Raw genomic sequence first — 15,779 nt, 5'->3', positions numbered from 1 at the left:
ATATTGTCTGACCTCTTCGATGCTTTCATAATCATCGTCATCAGGATCTCGTCCGTACGGGGTTGTTTCAGCCAATTCTAGCGGATCGATCGGCAGGGGAATTTGTAATTTGGTATCTTCCGAGCGATCGAAGGTAATGCTTTCGATTACGGTTTTTACGTCTTGGGCAGAAGAGTTTTTAATTAAGAAGCCATTTGCCCCAACAGTCAAGGCTCGATTGATATTGCCGAAATTATTTTTATGACTAAATACTAGGGTTTTAATTTCTCTGAAATTATCGGAGATTTTTTTGACTAAAGCCAGACCATTAATTTCTGCTACGTCGAAATCAATAATAACAATATTAGGTAAATAGTTTTTAATTACTTTAAAAGTAGCTATTTCGGTATGTACCGAACCAATTACTTTAATATTAGGTTCTGATTTTAATTGACTTTTTAGTAGTTCGCTACTGAGATTTTGACGATCTACGATCAAAATTTTAATTCGATCTTGGTTGGGATCGCCATAAGTAAGAGTGGAATTATGATTAGAGGGTGACATGGTTCGATGAAGTAAGAAGTAAGCAGTACAATTTATTGCTAATTAATTTTGCTAACAAGTCGGTTGCAGAAGGGATAACTGGATCTCTCCCCAAGCCCTATTTAAAGTTGAGAGACGGCTAGTTGTTGGTGATTGAGATAGAAGTAATGTCCTTGTTTTTGCATCAACTCGTTGTGAGTACCTTGTTCGACCAGTATCCCTTTATCTAAAACTAGAATTTGGTCGGCTTGACGAATGGTAGACAGACGGTGAGCGATAATAATCGTCGTGCGGTCTTTAATAATGTTATTAAGATTGTTTTGAATGATTCTTTCCGATTCTGCGTCCAAGGCACTAGTGGCTTCGTCTAAAATCAACAAACGAGGATTGCCTAAAAGAGCGCGAGCGATCGCCAATCTTTGACATTGACCCCCAGACAGAGAACCACCTCTTTCCCCAACGAGGGTGTCGTATTTTAACGGCAGTTTTTGAATAAATTCATCTGCACCAGCTTGTTCGGCAGCTTCTCTAATTTCTTCTAAGCTGGCATCGGGATGCTTGACGCTGATGTTTTCTCGAATTGTTCCCCCAAATAAGAAGTTAGCTTGATCGACTACTCCTATCTGACGGCGCATAGAAGCATGGGAAATATTAGCTAAATCGTGACCGTCAATGAATATCTTGCCCTCAGTAGGGGAATATAAAGATAAAATTAGCTTCGCTAGGGTACTTTTTCCCGAACCACTGCGACCTACTAAAGCGATCGTTTGTCCTGGTTCGATTTCAACGCTAAAGTTTTCAATCACATTGGCTTTATCGTCGGGATGATAGCGAAAACTAACATTTCGCAAGCTGATACGACCTTGTATGGGAGGTAACGACTGTCTAGCTTGGACTTGCCAATCCTCTTCTGGTTCTGCTTCTAATACGTCGTTAATCCGTTCGATGGAAATAATTACTTCTTGAAGTTGATTCCACAATACCGCCAAACGTTGAAAGGGACTAATCACATTGCCCAACAGCATATTAAAGGCAATTAACTGTCCGACAGTTAGCTGTTGTTGAATTACTTGCCAAGCACCAAACCACAATACGGCAGTAGTAGCTACGGTTTGAATGGTCGAACTGATTACCTGAACTTTGTTGCCGACTATTTGTCCGCTAAATCCTTTTTTAACTGCTTTATTGAGATATTCTTCCCAACGCCAGCGTACTCGATTTTCGATCGCCATAGATTTGACGGTAGCTATCCCCGAAAAGGCTTCAATGACATAACTTTGTTCTTTTGCCGAAGCGGTAAAGATATCCCGCGAGATTTTTTGTAGGAAAGGAGTTGCCACTAAAGCCAAGATAAAGAAAGGAGGAACAATTACCAAAGCTAACAATGCCATTTGCCAGCTATACCAAAACATCAAGCCGACATAAATAAAGATGGTCAAAAAATCCAAAAAGATTGATAGTGCTTCCCCCGTGAGAAACTTCTGAATCTTTTGGTTTTCTTGCAATCGCGCTACGATATCCCCCACATAACGGGATTCAAAAAAGCTTAAAGGTAATTTAAAACTGTGTCGTACAAAACCAACAATTAAGGATACGTTTACTTTTTGGGAAACGTGATCCAAGAGATATTGCCTCAATCCCGAAATAGCTACCCGAAATAAACCAAAAATCAGCAACGCCGTCCCCACTGCCATCAGGGTAACGCTACTTTGCTGCACCACTACTCGATCTAACAAGATCTGAGTCAATAAAGGAGTGACTAAACCAAAAAGCTGAATCGCGATCGAAGCTAATAAAACTTCGCCCATCACTAACGTATGGGGTTTTAGTAACTCCATAAACCGCCAAATGGGAAATTTGGAATCTTTACCTTCATCCAGCCAGCCCGTGGGTTCGAGTAACATGGCATAGCCAGTCCATCCCGCCTGAAACTCCCGATGACTTAAGACTCTAGGACCAATTCCAGGATCGGAAACTATGACCTCTTTTTTATTAATTTCAAAGACTACAATATAGTGATTGTTTTCCCAGTGAGCGATCGCAGGAAGTTTTTGTTCTGCCAAACGATCTAGGGTGGCTTTAATCGGTCTGGTGATAAAACCAATTGTCTCCGCAGCATAAGCCAATCCCCTCAAGGTAGAACCATTACGATTGACATTAGCTAAATCTCGCAAGCGATTGAGACTATAATGTTTACCATAATATTGCCCCACCATTAACAAACAAGCTGCACCGCAATCGCTAACGCTTTGTTGGGCGTAGTAGGGATATTTTTTGGCGATCTTCTCCCAAAGGTGACCAATTCTTTGTTGGGGGGAAGGGAAATAGTCTTTGGTTTCTTTTTTCGGGGCTGATTTTTCCGAACTGGTTTCTACAGGAAGATCGCTCGCTCGAACTGGTTGAACCTCAATCGGTATTATGGCACGATCTGCTGCCACCGTTCCTACTGCCTGATATTTGTTTAATTCGGCAGAATATAGCTGTCCCTCATCCCGATTTTCATAACTAAGGGTATAGATTTCTACTGCTTGGTTTACCTGCCAAAATTTTCGTACTGGAGAAGAGCCAGGAAAGTAAATACTCCCCGCCGTTAGTCGGTTTCCGTCTTCATCTTCGATTTCTCCCCTTCTAATCAACCAGAAATAATCTTCGGAGAGGGCAGTAGAAACTAGCTGACCTGAATTAAAATGATGAGCTTCTAATAGAGGAATGACTGGTTTGAGTTTTTCTAACGAGATGCTTTTGAGTTCTGGAGTTTGACGGCATAAAAGCAACAATTCTTGAAAGAGGGCTTGTTGTTTTAAATGTTCTCTTAACTGGGAGTCTCGGCTGATTAGTTGTTGTAATAAAGTTTCCGAGATAAAGGCTAATTGTATTTTAAAGGAAGCCCTGGCAACATAGGGGCGAAATGATTCTTCGGGAAATAGAGTGAGTTCGCCAAAAGACGAACCTTCGTCTAGAGAGGTTAGCAGTTGTCCTTCGCTATTAAACAGTCTGACCTTCCCTGCCAAAATGAGATATATACCTGGGGTAGACTGACTAGACCGCCAAAATTGTTTCCCCGTGGGGGGTTCTACTAGTTGAATTTGGGGTAAATATTGTTCTAATTCTGATTCTGATAAAGATTTGCCTAAAGTTTGTTGTAACTGCGCGATCGTTTGTTTTTGAATGTTTGCTTGAGTTTTGGGATCTGCATACATGATTTAAAGCCAGTACTAAAGAGCGATCGAGACCTATTTATTAAAAAATAAATTGAGTTAAATTAAATTAGATGAAAAGGGCTAAAGCTAATGGTTGGCGGTTGTCTTTTTTCTGAAAGGTTGCGAATTACAATATTAGATTTATTGCCTTTACCAAATCTTGACAATCTATTTTTGGTTTCCGCCCTTTGCTCTTCTTCCTGGGGAGTTTTACGAGTTGACAATCCCATTTGTTTGAGCAAGCGATTGACATGACGTTCGCTAACTTCAATGCCCAATTCTTCGGCGAGGTGTTTGCTCAACCAGCCAGCCGTCCAACGTGTAAAAGCATAGCCAAAATCCCGAGGACTTCTGGTTACTAAGTCGCGCAGGCGATTGAGATATTTTTCATTGACTGTTTTGGGTCTGCCTATGGGTAAATCTTTCCATTTGTGTGCTTCTCCTGATTGAGCGATATGAGTCCAATATCTAGCAGTCTCGTGGGAACAATTTAATGCAGTACAGATTTGAGTTTGAGAGTGACCCCGATCTGCCATCAACATTATTTCAATTCTTCGGCGGTATTCTGGTCTTAATTTGGTTTTGAGTTTCTCTTTTAATAGTTTTTGTTGAAATGGCGATAGTAACCCTTCTCCACTATATTCTTGAGATGTTGAAAAGCTGGATTGAAAGTCACTGAATTGAGATTGTTGGCTATACATGATATGAATATTTCCTCAAACAATTTTCTTAGTTTGCAACAGAATCTAAAACTGAATTAATATTTCAGAATTTATTGATCGAAGCAGTTGATACTCTAGGAATTGTCTGGCAAGCATAAATTACTCATCTAATTGCTAGTAAGCTGCGATCGCGACTCCTCAACATTATTAAGTTTATTAAGTTACTTTTTATTCTCTGTGACAAACTTGATAGTTGCCTTTTCATACCCCATGTACGCAGTTTACCCTTGCTTTATGCAACTTTCTGAGCGCGCAAAAGCATCTTTATTGAATTTTTAAAAACCTATGACCCATTATGAAGATGAGATGAAGTCTAGGTGTTTTTTCGTAAACTAAGTTAATATTATCAGAAAATTTATACATTTATTTAAGCTTATATACTGATTTCACTCGGTATTTTGTAGTAAGATTTACTGTTATAGATATTTTTTATTCTCTAGTTGCTTTCTCGAAAAAAACGTAAGTTTATAAAAATCGACTCAAATCGAATTCTTCTTCACTAGTTTGGGGGGCATATCTTTCGGCATTGAGAATCAAAATCAATCTTTCAGTATAATCTACCGCACCTCGCAATTCTAGAGCGAGATTGGCTAGCCCTCCATTGGCATATTCTTCAAAGATCTGAATTTTGTTAGCTATTGTAGTTGCATCTGTCGCCAATATTTTTATATCTTCAGTTTCTACTACTGCAATTAATTCGATCAGGCGATCGTATCCTCGCGAAATAAATATTTCTAAATTGATTGGTGCTGGCTCGCTTTGAGAAATTTCATTCAGTCGAACTCGTTTACCGTATTTTATTCCCAAACTAGCTGCAAAAGCAATGATATCTGCATAGGTTTGAAATGCTCCTGTAGATCCTTTACTATCCAGTAGCTTTCTAACTAATTCTGCTTTGTCTTTGGCTACTTTAATTCGGGGTAGAGGCATTTTGTTAGGTAGTGGGTGACTGTTATTACTTTCTCTTAATTTCCTAAATAGTCAAAAGTTAAGAGTAGATATGCTGTTTTTTAAAGACTTGAGAAATTAAAGATGATTTTTAAAATTCTAGGTTTAAACAATGATTTTTGGTTACTTTTCAGGTTTTATTAGTAATTTAATACTATCTTTTTTGTGTCAAAGTTAAATTAATGAAACAAAATACTTTATTCGGTCTGTTAACTACATTGTATTACTATCAAATATATTTTCTGGGGTAAATGCGATCGCGATCGCACTAGTTGAAAATAGCCTAGATATTATTTTTATAATGTGTCATAGTTTTTATTTTGACACATTTTACTGAGTAGAAATCCCATGCTAATTGATGGAAAAAAATATACTTACCGCCAACTAATGGAAGAAACTGGTTTATCGAGAAGCACCCTGCACCGAAGAATCAAGACTTTGAAAGAATCGGGAGTTCCTCTTACCCTGGGTGCGATCGTCCAATTTCCTACCAGTTGGGCTTTTCACGATCGAGAAGGGAATTTTTATTCTTCTAAAACTGATTATGCCGTCAAGAAGAATATTCCCTATTATGAAATGTTTCGAGATAAATAATTAGAAATCGGTAAAGTTTTCTGCTGTCAAACTATCGGGACTAATGCCGACTAAAACAGCAATCTTTTGACTTTCATAGAACAAAAAACTATTATTATTCCCGCTAATTTCGATGTTATCAAAGGTTAGGTTATCGGCTAATCCTATTGTATCTGTACCTAATTGAAAATCGCGTATTTTATTGAATCCTCGATCGCTTAAAACAAAGGTATCAGAACCACTGCCCCCTGTTAATATGTTTGAACCAGACGCACCATCCAAAAGATCGTCATCTGCACCAGCGAATAATTTATCATTACCCGCGCCACCCAATAAGGTATCCGCACCAGTTCCTCCTACAAGAATATCGTTACCGCCTTTTCCTTCTAAATAGTCTTTGCCAGCTCTTCCTTTAATCTTGTTGGCATCATTATTACCTATAATTTTGTTATTATTTTTATCGCCAAAAAATTGATTGGTACTGGTATTATTATCGCCACTATTATTATTTAATGATTTACCAAAAACTTGCGTCCAATAATGGTTGTAATTAACCGAACCAGTATCATTTTTGAGAAATTCATATCCTATACCTATTTCTGTAAAGTTAGGATTCAAAATATTTGCACGATGACCAGGACTATTCATCCAACCTTGAACTACTTGCTCCGCAGTAGCATATCCCGCAGCAATATTTTCACCTACAGTTGAGTATTGATATCCATTATCGCGAACACGATCGCCAACATTAGAACCATTTTTTCCTGTATGACTAAAAAAGTCATCTTCTGCCATACTATCGCTGTGTTTTTCTGCTGCTGTGGCTAGTTGATTATTTAGTTTTAGAGGTTCTAAACCAGCTTTGATTCTTTCTTGATTGGTGAGTTTTAAGACCTGGTTGGTAATTTGTAAAGACATTTTCAATAATATAATTCGATATTTAATTCAACTGTTAAAGTTATCCAGAAATATACTGAAAGTTTCAATCGAGAATGTTAAAGTATGATGAAAAAATATCTATTTAAAAGCGAAAAACAATTCAATCTTTTAGAATATTTTGTACTTTACTTATTCTTGATTTATCTGACTTTCTTATTTATAAAGTTTTTACAAACCTCTTAGTTGCGATCGTGAATACCGCAATGTAGTGTTTTTAATTACAACAAAATAAATATTTTGTGTTACATACTACGAATGAAAATAATTGAGAGAGTTAGTTATAAATAATTACTATGGACAATATTGAAGTAGTTTTCAGCTTTGATATCACAGGGAGTATGGTAGTGTGGGCATTGCCCACGCTACTACTTCGCTTTAAAGTAAAAATTTTTGTAAACTCAAGAACATAGACTTATTAGTTCCATTTGCGATCGCATTATCGTGTCAAAACTAAATAGTTGGAACAAAATACTAAATACAATACTTACTTGCAAATTCTTCAACAACCAGGCGTAAAGGTTCGTCTATCTTATTCAAAGCAGATCGCGCGATCGCATCGGGTACGCCACCGTAAAAAGCTTGAGCGATACCTCCAGTCATGCAAGCAATGGTATCGCTATCGCCGCCAATAGAGATCGCATTTCGGATAGCATCTTCAAAATCTGTAGATTCTCAAAAAGCTACAATCGCTTGAGGAACAGAACCCTGGCAAGATATACCATCGAGATTAAACTGATAGCTGGGTCTAATTTCGTCAAGAGAAAAGTCGAGATCGTAAACGTCTATCTATATTAAAGTCTTCTGCATTTATCAAAAAATACAAAAATCAAAATCGAGATAATTTATAGTGTCAAAATTAAAATATTGAAACAAAAGTAACTTATGAAAATTGAGATTGCGATCGCAGACTATAAGAATAAACAACAAGCTGAAGATATTGTCTTTTTACTCGATGGCTATGCTTGCGATCCAGCAGGAGGAGGTAAAGCACTCGATCGCTATGTTAAGGAAAATCTGATTGCAGAATTAGCCAAACTTCCGTTTGCTTTTTCGATTGTGGCTTATGTGGATGGTAAACCCGCAGGTTTGATTAATTGTTTTACTGTTTTTTCTACCTTCAAGTGCAAACCAGTAGTCAACATTCACGATTTAGCATTACTGAAAGAATACAGAAAGCAGGGAATTAGCCAATTGATGTTAGAAAAAGTAGAACAAATTGCTAGGGAAAAGGATGCTTGCAAAATCACTCTAGAGGTTTTAGAAAATAACACCCCTGCCAGAAATGCCTATGCTAAGTTTGGCTTTGTTGGTTATGAATTAGATCCAAACTTTGGTAACGCTATTTTTCTGGAAAAACCTCTGTAAATCTATGATTACTTTTACTCAGGGCGATCGCAGATTTAACTTTCGCGTGGCTGGTATTGCGATCGCCAATAATCGGGTTTTATTGCATCGTTTGAATACCGATAATTTTTGGACTTTTCCAGGAGGAAGAGTGGAGTTAGGAGAAATAAGTCAAGAAGCTCTAGTAAGAGAGCTAAAAGAGGAATTAAACGCCGATGTAGAGATCCTTCGTTTGCTATGGCTAGTAGAGAATTTCTTTGAATATAACAACCAACAATATCATGAGATTGCTTTTTATTATTTGATGCAATTTACAGAGCAATCGCCATACCTAACTAAAGACTCATCTTTCCCAGGTATTGAACGAGATATTTGCTTGGAGTTTCAATGGTTTCCCATCGATTCTAATATCTTAAAAAAGCTTCCTCTACTACCTTCTTTTCTTCAGGAGTCTTTAAATAATTTACCAACTTCAGTAGAGCATATTATTCAAAACGCTTGATGTGGATTGACTTCATTATTTAAAGCGATCGCCTGTACTTTTGGAATTATTTTCATTGCGATCGCCTTTTATCATTGGTATCTCTCAGAAACGTTTAAAAATTCGAGCGATTGGGAATATCTATCTTAGGAGGCTCGGGAAAATTTAGATCGGGAACACTATGATTACGTTCGATCGCGTCTTTGTATCCGTCGCTATTTCTTACTCGATCTTCGAGGCTTTCTGTTGAGTGAGGATTGTAATAAAAATCTGGTGTCGGAGGCTTTTTAATATTATTTTCACAAAATGAATATGTTGGGGGCTTATTAATGGTTGCAGAAAAATATCCCGTATCTCTGATTACTTCTAATTCTTGACCGTTCTCTTCTTGAATATCTACAATTTCGTACTTGAAACGATTTTGACCTGCTGTAACTGCTAGCTTGCGATCGTCATTTTCTGTTTCTACTTGAAGTTCCAATTCTTCAGAAATTCGATCCTCTTCGTATTTCAAATCGCTATAAGACAAGGAATCGATATTTTGTTCTCCATTAGTAACGTTGGTAATTATTACTCTTCTATCCTTTGCACTAGGAATATCATCTGAAAGAAATACTACTTTGTGGCTATTTCTACTTGGGGAATAAAAACATTGGATAAAGGTTAATTTATCTACTGGCTGAAATACTTTGTCTTCATCTTCAATTGCAAATCCCGTATAGTTCTCTTGAACAGAATTTTTCGATACATCTTGAGTCTGAGTATCTTGAGATAAAGCAGCCAGAGGAAAAAACGCTACAGCAACACTCATAGCTGTCAAAATTGTTTTTCTCATCAGTAATATTTTTAATAGATGGACTAAGTCAATAAATATTAGATAAGGATCGTTCTCCTCTAATATGCAATAAAGGTCGCTATGGGTTTATCGAACAACTACCACGCCTACTATAAACCCTCTCATTATCTTGATTTGTTTTATCTTCAGAATTATTGCGATCGCGACTTACTAAATAAGGCATGATGGTCAAATATTTACGATTCTCATTTCACCTGTTTCTATTTTGTTACCGCAGAGATTTTGGGGGTTGTAAACAATATTAATTTGGTTGTCTATTTGATATTGTATAATTTATTGTGTGTTAAATTTAAACTTATGACACATTAAACTCTTTCTAATTGCCGATAAGGTTTGGCAGGAAATTCGATGGTAATGCGATCGCCTGTCCGAACTATTCCACCAGCCATAACTATACTCATTACCCCTGCTTTACGGATGAGATTACCTTCTTTATCCTTATCTAATACCGCAGACATCAAACCAGGCTGAAAGGCGTTTAATTGGGCGCAAGGATTCCGCAATCCCGTTACCTTAACTACTGCTTTGTCTCCTAAGTGTAAAAGGGTATCGGTAGGTAAACTTAGTATATCGATACCTTGGGTGGTAATATTTTCTCCCATATCCCCAGGAGAAACATTAAAGCCTTTTTCCTTTAATTCTTGGTGTAATTCGGAATGGATTAAATGCACCTGTCTCAAATTTGGTTGACTCGGATCTCTAGCTACCCGCGATCGATGTTTCACTTTTTCCCCAGCATGGGCATCTCCTTTGATACCAATACCTGCAATCAATTCGATGCTGTTTCGATTGGTTTTACTAAAGGAATGAGTCGAACTGATGCTCAAAGCGATTATTGTTCCAGTCATGTTTAGCAATATTGTGGTTATTTACTAGTTGGCTTTTAGCGATCGCGATTACAATCTTACGTCATACAAGCTAGTTAGTTAATGTGTCAATTTTAAACTTATGATACATTAGCTTGTAAAACTGGATTTAAGTAATGCGATCGATTATGTAGAGAAGACGATCGCAGTTACGAAAAACTTTTAAATCTCTTAGCATAGGGGATAGCAATTGTAAGACAGTGATTTATGACGGTTAATGTTTCCACAGCCAAAACCAAACGCTTTGCAGATCTTTGGGTTTACTTTCCTGGATTAATTTCCATTGCTTTATTATTAGCAAGTATTTTTGGTCTTCCCCCAGCCAAAACTTTACTGAATACAATAGTTCAAGTTGAAGAAGAGGAAGTGGTTAAAGTAGGCGAAATAGATCTTCCCCCTTCCAAGATTGGTGCTTTGCGAATTGATGTTACATCTTCTTTCGGCAATTCGCGATCGCTCAATGACTGGATTGTGTATGAGATTCAGCTGATCGACAAGCAGGGTAAGATTGTTGCTTCGGCGATCGATGAAGACTGGAAGGAATCGGGTACTTGGTATGAAGATGGAGAGTCTGGTACTTGGCGAGAGTCGGATCTTCAGGGGGGAATAGATTTGCGTTTGCCTCATGCCGAGAAAATCGATGTGGCGATCGCTTTATTAGAAAGAAATCAAACCGAAATAAATACCCCCTCACCCGTATCATTTAGAATCAAAATTCAAAATAACGTCATCGAAAGGGGCGTTTTAGCTTGGGGTGGTATATGTAGTGGTATTTTAGCTATCTGTGCTTTAGGTGCTACTCAAGCTAGCGGTAAAAAGATAGTTAGTAAACGAATTAAAGATAGCGATCCTTTTGGTAGAGGAAAGGTAGGAGGTGCGGATAATCTAGTTCGGGTAAAGATTAAAACGAAGTTAGACGAACATACTCCGCGCAATATTAATGTCAATCTAGCTATTAATAACTCCTACGGAGAACGGGTTTTCAACAATACCTACAACGTTCGCGTCATGGTGGTTAGAAAAAACGATGAAGTCAGTGGAACGGCTAATTTGAAATTGTTTTTTGTTCTCGAACCCTATGATTCCTATGGCTTTCAGGTAAATGTTACCCCCGATCGTCCTGTGGATTGGACGCATTTGGAAGTCAGACAGAGATGTAAAACAGTAGGGGAAACAGAAGTCGTAACAATTAGTTATTAGTAATTAGTTATTAGTTATTAGTTATTAGTTATTGGTCTTTCTCAAACCGTTATAGGTTATAGGTTAAAAAAACTATGTTGAGTAAAATTTATACAATTGGTTCAGTTGCGATCGCAGCTATTTCTATTAATTCGGCAATTAACTATCCTTCAGCTTTTCGGCTACGTCAGGAGAATCAGCCTAACTCTAATTACGTCAGTCGCAGGGGTACGAGATTCTCTGGGGTTTATTATGGTGGCTATTGGCAAGCATCTCCTTCTCGTGCTGAATATCCCGAATTTCGCGGTGGCGGTTTGGGTGCAGGGAAGTGACGGGGTGACTGGGAGACTGGGTGACTGGGAGGCAAATAAGATGTTCTATAACGAACCAGTAGTGATTAATGTAAAACAAAATTTCCCTTTGCTTGACGTACCAGAAGAATTTCAACAAGCAGGACGAAAAACACCTGTAAGCGAAGCAGAAAGGCAAAAGCGTTCTTGGGAAAATAGTTGAAGAAGATCTTAATGCGATCGATATGCTTATTTCAGAATATAGGGAACTGAATGCACCATATAGAACTAAATTCGATCTAGATTTGGGTCGTCTTTTGTGTCCCAATCGGAATTTCTGGGTTGCTGAACATCCAATGGAAGATAGCTATTACTATGATTTCTCAGATCAATTTGATGACTTTAGGGTAAAGCTATTGTTTTTTAAAATAACCAGTAAGTATGAGGGTGTAATTAGCTAAAGTAACGAATGCCAACAACGAAAATTTTAATTAGTAAAAGACAACAACAGTTATTGCTGCTGAGTGCTGCGGTATCTTCTAGCTGTGGATTAGCGGTGGAGTTGCTGTTGGGTACTTTGGCTAGTTACTTGGTGGGGAATCAGGCTTTGGCTTATGGGGTAGCAGTAGGCGGGTTTTTGGCTGCGATGGGAATTGGTTCTTATTTGAGTAAGTTTATTGCTAGGAATGAGGATAGCGATTTTTTGCAGCAGGATTTATTAAATGCGTTTGTGAAAGTAGAACTGGCGATCGCACCCTTGACGGCTTTGCTTCCTTTGGGTTTATTCGCTCTATTTGTTTATGATCGCAGTCTGTGGTTGGGTTTATGTCTGGCTACGACTATTTTGGGTATTTTGGCGGGTTTGGAAGTGCCTTTGTTAACCAGGGTGTTGGAAATGGATTCGGATCTTAAGGATGCTTTGGCTGGTGTTTTGGCTTTGGATTACCTGGGGGCGTTATTTGGTTCGATCGCCTTTCCTTTGTTGTTGTTGCCATTTCTCGGTTTGTTTCCTACGGGGTTTATTTTGGGTGCTTTACCCGCAGTGATGGTATTTTTCTTGGGTACTTTTTTTAAACAACTCAAGTCTTGGAAATATGTGGGGTTGGGTATGGCGATGGCTTTAATTGCGATCGCGCCTATTTCTATTCCCTTTACTAACCGTCTGGAAAATAATTTATATCAAGCCCCAGTAATTTATCGCCAACAGTCTCAATATCAACGGATTGTTTTAACTCGCAGGAGCGACGATTTAAGACTGTTTTTAGACGGGGATTTGCAGTTATCGACCTTTGACGAGTATCGTTATCACGAGGCTCTAATTCACCCCGCTATGAGTGCTAATATTAATCGTAAGAATATCCTCCTCATGGGTGCGGGGGATGGGATGGCTTTGCGAGAGATTCTAAAATGGTCTGAAGTGGAAAAGGTTGTTTTGCTGGAGTTAGATCCTGCGGTAGTGAACTTAGCCAGCAAACATCCTCGGTTATTGAAAGCCAATCAAAATCCTTTTGCCGATCCGAGAGTCGAAGTTATTTATGGGGATGCCTTTAGTAAGGTAGCCACCCTCCCAGAACAATTTGATGTGATTATTGCCGACTTTCCCGATCCAGATCGCAAGATTCTCGCCAAGCTATATTCTCGCGGTTTTTATCTCCGTCTCTTATCTCAATTAAAAGACGACGGGGTATTTGTCACCCAAGCATCTAGTCCTTTTTTTGCCCCTAAAGTAATTAGCTGTATTAAACTCACTCTAGAATCTGTCGGCTTGAAATCTTCTCCTTATCTAACCAACGTACCCAGTTTTGGATCTTGGGGTTTTGTGATGGCTTCCAGAAATGCGATCGATCCGAATAGTTTATCTTTACCCATCTCGACTCGTTTTCTAACTCCCTCTTTACTTCCTACTTTATTTGATTTGCCAGCCGATATTGAATTGCAAAAGGTGGCAATCAACCGTCTCAATCATCCTGTAATTGTTCGCTATCAAAGCGATCGCCGTTGGATTCACTACTAGAAGGAATGAAGGATAAGGGATGGTGCTAAAACTATATCAAAGCGATCGCCGTTGGATTCATTATCAGTTTGAGTAGTGTGTATGTAGTCATACCATTTCTCCTTGACTTAATATTATTTGATTTTGTTTCTCGCAAAGGCGCAAAAGAAGAATTTTTTTTTAGTATTAGACGACTTTACTCCGTTGATTGTAGAAGAGTTGTTGTTTGAGATTTAAGACTGCCTTGAATTGTTCTCGATCGTCTCGATCTTGGTATTGTTCTAAAGCTAGAGTTAGATCGTTAAAGGCGTTTTTGGTTGCGCCGATTTGATGGTTAATGATGCCTCGGTGTAGGTATGCTTGAGTAAAATCGGGTTTGAGCATAACTGCTTGGGAAAGATCTTGAATGGCTATTTGGTATTTTCCTTGTTGGTGATAAGCACAGCCTCGATTGTAGTAAGCACTGTAATTGTCTTGGTCTAGTGCGATCGCTTTACTGAAGTTATCGATCGCTTGTTGGCTTTTGTTTATCACCATATAAACTAAAGCTAAATCGTTGTGAATGATGCTTTTTGCTTCTATATTTCCTGGGGTTGTATATTTTAAAGCGGTTTGATAATCTGCGATCGCTCGATCGTATTGTTTTAAAGCGAAATATCCCAATCCTCGGTTGTAATAAGCGCGATAGTCTTGTTTGTCTCTCTTAATTACTTCTCGATAATTCGCGATCGCATTTTGGTATTTTCCTTGGCGATATTCAGCTAAACCTAGATTGAGATAGGCTTCTAGGTTATGGGAATTGTATTGAATCGCGATCGCACAATCTGCTTCCGCAGCCATATTATTTTGTAATTGAAGATCGATCAAACAACGATTGCTATAAACTGCACCCGTTAGATTATCTCCCTCATTTATGTTCGTGAATTCTTGTAACGCCTGTTGATAATCGTGCTGGCGAAGATATTCTAACCCAGTCTTGAAATTATCTAGATTATTTCAAGACAATGCCGTAGCGGAAGGATTAAAACCAAAGGCAAATACAATCAAACAGACCAAAACAATGAGAACCGATTTTTCTTCTCAACAACCAGAGCCAAGCCCAAAGCTAAAAACTGCCAAACAGCGGATATTTTTTAGCGTTCGTTTTCGGATTCTTGCTTGGTACTTTCTGCTTACTACCTGTACTGTGTTGGTTTCTGTGGTGGTAACCCATCAAATTTTCAGTAACGTATTGAAAAGCCGAACCCAAGAAGCTTTGGTCGCAGAAGTTAATAAATTCGATCGCTTGGTGGAAAAACAAGCAGCTAACGATAAATCGGCACAGCTACAAGATATTGTCACAAAAATTTTACCGCTCCATGTTACCCCCAGAAACGAGTATATCTTGGCACTGGTACAAGGACAGATAATTAACCATGGTTATTTACCATTACCAGACGAGATCGCTCAACACTCTACTTTACTGGAAGAATGGAATCGGGTTTCTAGTTTGACTAACGGCGAATTGATTGTCGATAACGCTCCAATATACTATGTTGCTAAGCCTATAGAAAAAGATGGTACTAAAGCAATTGCGATCGCCCTGCGGGATGCAAGGGTGGATTATCAAACGGGAACTGAAACGGTTATCTTAGTAATTAAAGTGGCTACGGTAGTTTCGATTCTCTTTTTTGCGATCGCCTGGAGTACCGCTGGACGAGTATTGTTACCTCTACGTCAGGTTACGCAAACCGCCCGTAGAATTAGTCAAACTGATATGTCAGAGCGCATTACAGCTAGGGGAAAGAATGAAATTGCCGAACTGAGTGCCACCTTTAACGCTATGCTCGATCGCCTTCAGTCGGCGTTTGAGAGCCAGCAGGAGTT

The 15,779-nt window shown here is 38.5% G+C and carries 16 protein-coding genes and 1 pseudogene; 8 read left to right on the top strand and 9 right to left on the bottom strand.

From position 1 onward, the window contains the following. The 4 genes from AC33VI_RS10680 to AC33VI_RS10665 form a co-directional block, all read right to left on the bottom strand. On the bottom strand, window positions 1-543 hold a 543-nt coding region (locus AC33VI_RS10680; RefSeq protein ID WP_491782247.1), incomplete at its 3' end, for a response regulator. A 101-nt stretch (window positions 544-644) separates the two neighbouring features. After that, on the bottom strand, window positions 645-3,722 hold the full coding sequence (locus tag AC33VI_RS10675; protein ID WP_491782246.1) for an ABC transporter transmembrane domain-containing protein: 3,078 nt from the start codon (window positions 3,720-3,722) through the stop codon (window positions 645-647). A 62-nt stretch (window positions 3,723-3,784) separates the two neighbouring features. Beyond that, the gene (locus tag AC33VI_RS10670) at window positions 3,785-4,423 is read right to left on the bottom strand and encodes a helix-turn-helix domain-containing protein (RefSeq protein ID WP_491782245.1); all 639 of its coding nucleotides are present in this window, start codon (window positions 4,421-4,423) and stop codon (window positions 3,785-3,787) included. A gap of 486 nt (window positions 4,424-4,909) precedes the next feature. Further along, on the bottom strand, window positions 4,910-5,374 hold the full coding sequence (locus tag AC33VI_RS10665) for a DNA phosphorothioation-associated protein 4 (RefSeq protein WP_491782244.1): 465 nt from the start codon (window positions 5,372-5,374) through the stop codon (window positions 4,910-4,912). A 366-nt stretch (window positions 5,375-5,740) separates the two neighbouring features. Here AC33VI_RS10665 and AC33VI_RS10660 point away from each other — a divergent pair, with 366 nt between their 5' ends. Then, entirely contained in the window at window positions 5,741-5,986 is a 246-nt protein-coding gene (locus tag AC33VI_RS10660; protein ID WP_491782243.1) for a winged helix-turn-helix domain-containing protein, read from the top strand. On the opposite strand, the gene AC33VI_RS10655 is transcribed toward AC33VI_RS10660, so the two are convergent. Together AC33VI_RS10655 and AC33VI_RS10650 are read right to left on the bottom strand one after the other, a co-directional pair. Continuing rightward, window positions 5,987-6,883, bottom strand: coding sequence for a CAP domain-containing protein (locus AC33VI_RS10655; RefSeq protein ID WP_491782242.1), 897 nt, complete (start codon window positions 6,881-6,883; stop codon window positions 5,987-5,989). 492 nt (window positions 6,884-7,375) lie between these two features. Further along, window positions 7,376-7,681: pseudogene (locus AC33VI_RS10650) on the bottom strand (ADP-ribosylglycohydrolase family protein); the annotation flags it as partial. 105 nt (window positions 7,682-7,786) lie between these two features. Between AC33VI_RS10650 and AC33VI_RS10645 the strand changes: the two are divergent. Further along, on the top strand, window positions 7,787-8,269 hold the full coding sequence (locus AC33VI_RS10645; protein ID WP_491782241.1) for a GNAT family N-acetyltransferase: 483 nt from the start codon (window positions 7,787-7,789) through the stop codon (window positions 8,267-8,269). Window positions 8,270-8,273: 4 nt separating this feature from the next. Next, entirely contained in the window at window positions 8,274-8,750 is a 477-nt protein-coding gene (locus AC33VI_RS10640) for an NUDIX hydrolase (RefSeq protein WP_491782240.1), read from the top strand. Between the two features lie 94 nt (window positions 8,751-8,844). On the opposite strand, the gene AC33VI_RS10635 is transcribed toward AC33VI_RS10640, so the two are convergent. Beyond that, a complete protein-coding gene (locus AC33VI_RS10635; protein ID WP_491782239.1) occupies window positions 8,845-9,564 on the bottom strand; it encodes a hypothetical protein in 720 nt (239 codons plus the stop codon). Between the two features lie 326 nt (window positions 9,565-9,890). Then, complete coding sequence (locus tag AC33VI_RS10630) at window positions 9,891-10,433, bottom strand: MOSC domain-containing protein (RefSeq protein ID WP_491782238.1); 543 nt, start codon at window positions 10,431-10,433, stop codon at window positions 9,891-9,893. A gap of 225 nt (window positions 10,434-10,658) precedes the next feature. Here AC33VI_RS10630 and AC33VI_RS10625 point away from each other — a divergent pair, with 225 nt between their 5' ends. From AC33VI_RS10625 to AC33VI_RS10610, 4 genes are all read left to right on the top strand, one after another. Continuing rightward, window positions 10,659-11,651 (top strand): hypothetical protein, encoded by a 993-nt coding sequence (locus AC33VI_RS10625; protein ID WP_491782237.1) that lies wholly within the window; start codon window positions 10,659-10,661, stop codon window positions 11,649-11,651. A gap of 74 nt (window positions 11,652-11,725) precedes the next feature. Beyond that, a complete protein-coding gene (locus tag AC33VI_RS10620) occupies window positions 11,726-11,962 on the top strand; it encodes a hypothetical protein (protein WP_491782236.1) in 237 nt (78 codons plus the stop codon). Between the two features lie 4 nt (window positions 11,963-11,966). Then, complete coding sequence (locus AC33VI_RS10615; RefSeq protein ID WP_491782235.1) at window positions 11,967-12,143, top strand: hypothetical protein; 177 nt, start codon at window positions 11,967-11,969, stop codon at window positions 12,141-12,143. Between the two features lie 246 nt (window positions 12,144-12,389). Next, the gene (locus tag AC33VI_RS10610) at window positions 12,390-13,934 is read left to right on the top strand and encodes a polyamine aminopropyltransferase (RefSeq protein ID WP_491782234.1); all 1,545 of its coding nucleotides are present in this window, start codon (window positions 12,390-12,392) and stop codon (window positions 13,932-13,934) included. A 165-nt stretch (window positions 13,935-14,099) separates the two neighbouring features. Here the strand turns inward: AC33VI_RS10610 and AC33VI_RS10605 are convergent, their stop codons facing one another. Beyond that, window positions 14,100-14,780 (bottom strand): tetratricopeptide repeat protein, encoded by a 681-nt coding sequence (locus tag AC33VI_RS10605; RefSeq protein WP_491782233.1) that lies wholly within the window; start codon window positions 14,778-14,780, stop codon window positions 14,100-14,102. A 109-nt stretch (window positions 14,781-14,889) separates the two neighbouring features. Between AC33VI_RS10605 and AC33VI_RS10600 the strand changes: the two genes are divergently transcribed. Then, the coding region (locus tag AC33VI_RS10600; RefSeq protein WP_491782232.1) for a HAMP domain-containing protein at window positions 14,890-15,779 on the top strand (890 nt) is incomplete at its 3' end.

Source organism: Waterburya sp. (genome assembly GCF_058530065.1).
Note: the sequence above shows the minus strand (reverse complement) of the source record. Positions and strands in the feature narration are given on the sequence as shown.

Bases quoted from the DNA above. Each gene is read 5' to 3' on its own strand.
- AC33VI_RS10640 (WP_491782240.1), top strand. From the start codon at position 8,274: ATGATTACTTTTACTCAGGGCGATCGCAGATTTAACTTTCGCGTGGCT.
- AC33VI_RS10670 (WP_491782245.1), bottom strand. From the start codon at position 4,423: ATGTATAGCCAACAATCTCAATTCAGTGACTTTCAATCCAGCTTTTCA.
- AC33VI_RS10620 (WP_491782236.1), top strand. From the start codon at position 11,726: ATGTTGAGTAAAATTTATACAATTGGTTCAGTTGCGATCGCAGCTATT.
- AC33VI_RS10660 (WP_491782243.1), top strand. From the start codon at position 5,741: ATGCTAATTGATGGAAAAAAATATACTTACCGCCAACTAATGGAAGAA.
- AC33VI_RS10635 (WP_491782239.1), bottom strand. From the start codon at position 9,564: ATGAGAAAAACAATTTTGACAGCTATGAGTGTTGCTGTAGCGTTTTTT.
- AC33VI_RS10675 (WP_491782246.1), bottom strand. From the start codon at position 3,722: ATGTATGCAGATCCCAAAACTCAAGCAAACATTCAAAAACAAACGATC.
- AC33VI_RS10610 (WP_491782234.1), top strand. From the start codon at position 12,390: ATGCCAACAACGAAAATTTTAATTAGTAAAAGACAACAACAGTTATTG.
- AC33VI_RS10625 (WP_491782237.1), top strand. From the start codon at position 10,659: ATGACGGTTAATGTTTCCACAGCCAAAACCAAACGCTTTGCAGATCTT.
- AC33VI_RS10655 (WP_491782242.1), bottom strand. From the start codon at position 6,883: ATGTCTTTACAAATTACCAACCAGGTCTTAAAACTCACCAATCAAGAA.
- AC33VI_RS10665 (WP_491782244.1), bottom strand. From the start codon at position 5,374: ATGCCTCTACCCCGAATTAAAGTAGCCAAAGACAAAGCAGAATTAGTT.
- AC33VI_RS10645 (WP_491782241.1), top strand. From the start codon at position 7,787: ATGAAAATTGAGATTGCGATCGCAGACTATAAGAATAAACAACAAGCT.
- AC33VI_RS10630 (WP_491782238.1), bottom strand. From the start codon at position 10,433: ATGACTGGAACAATAATCGCTTTGAGCATCAGTTCGACTCATTCCTTT.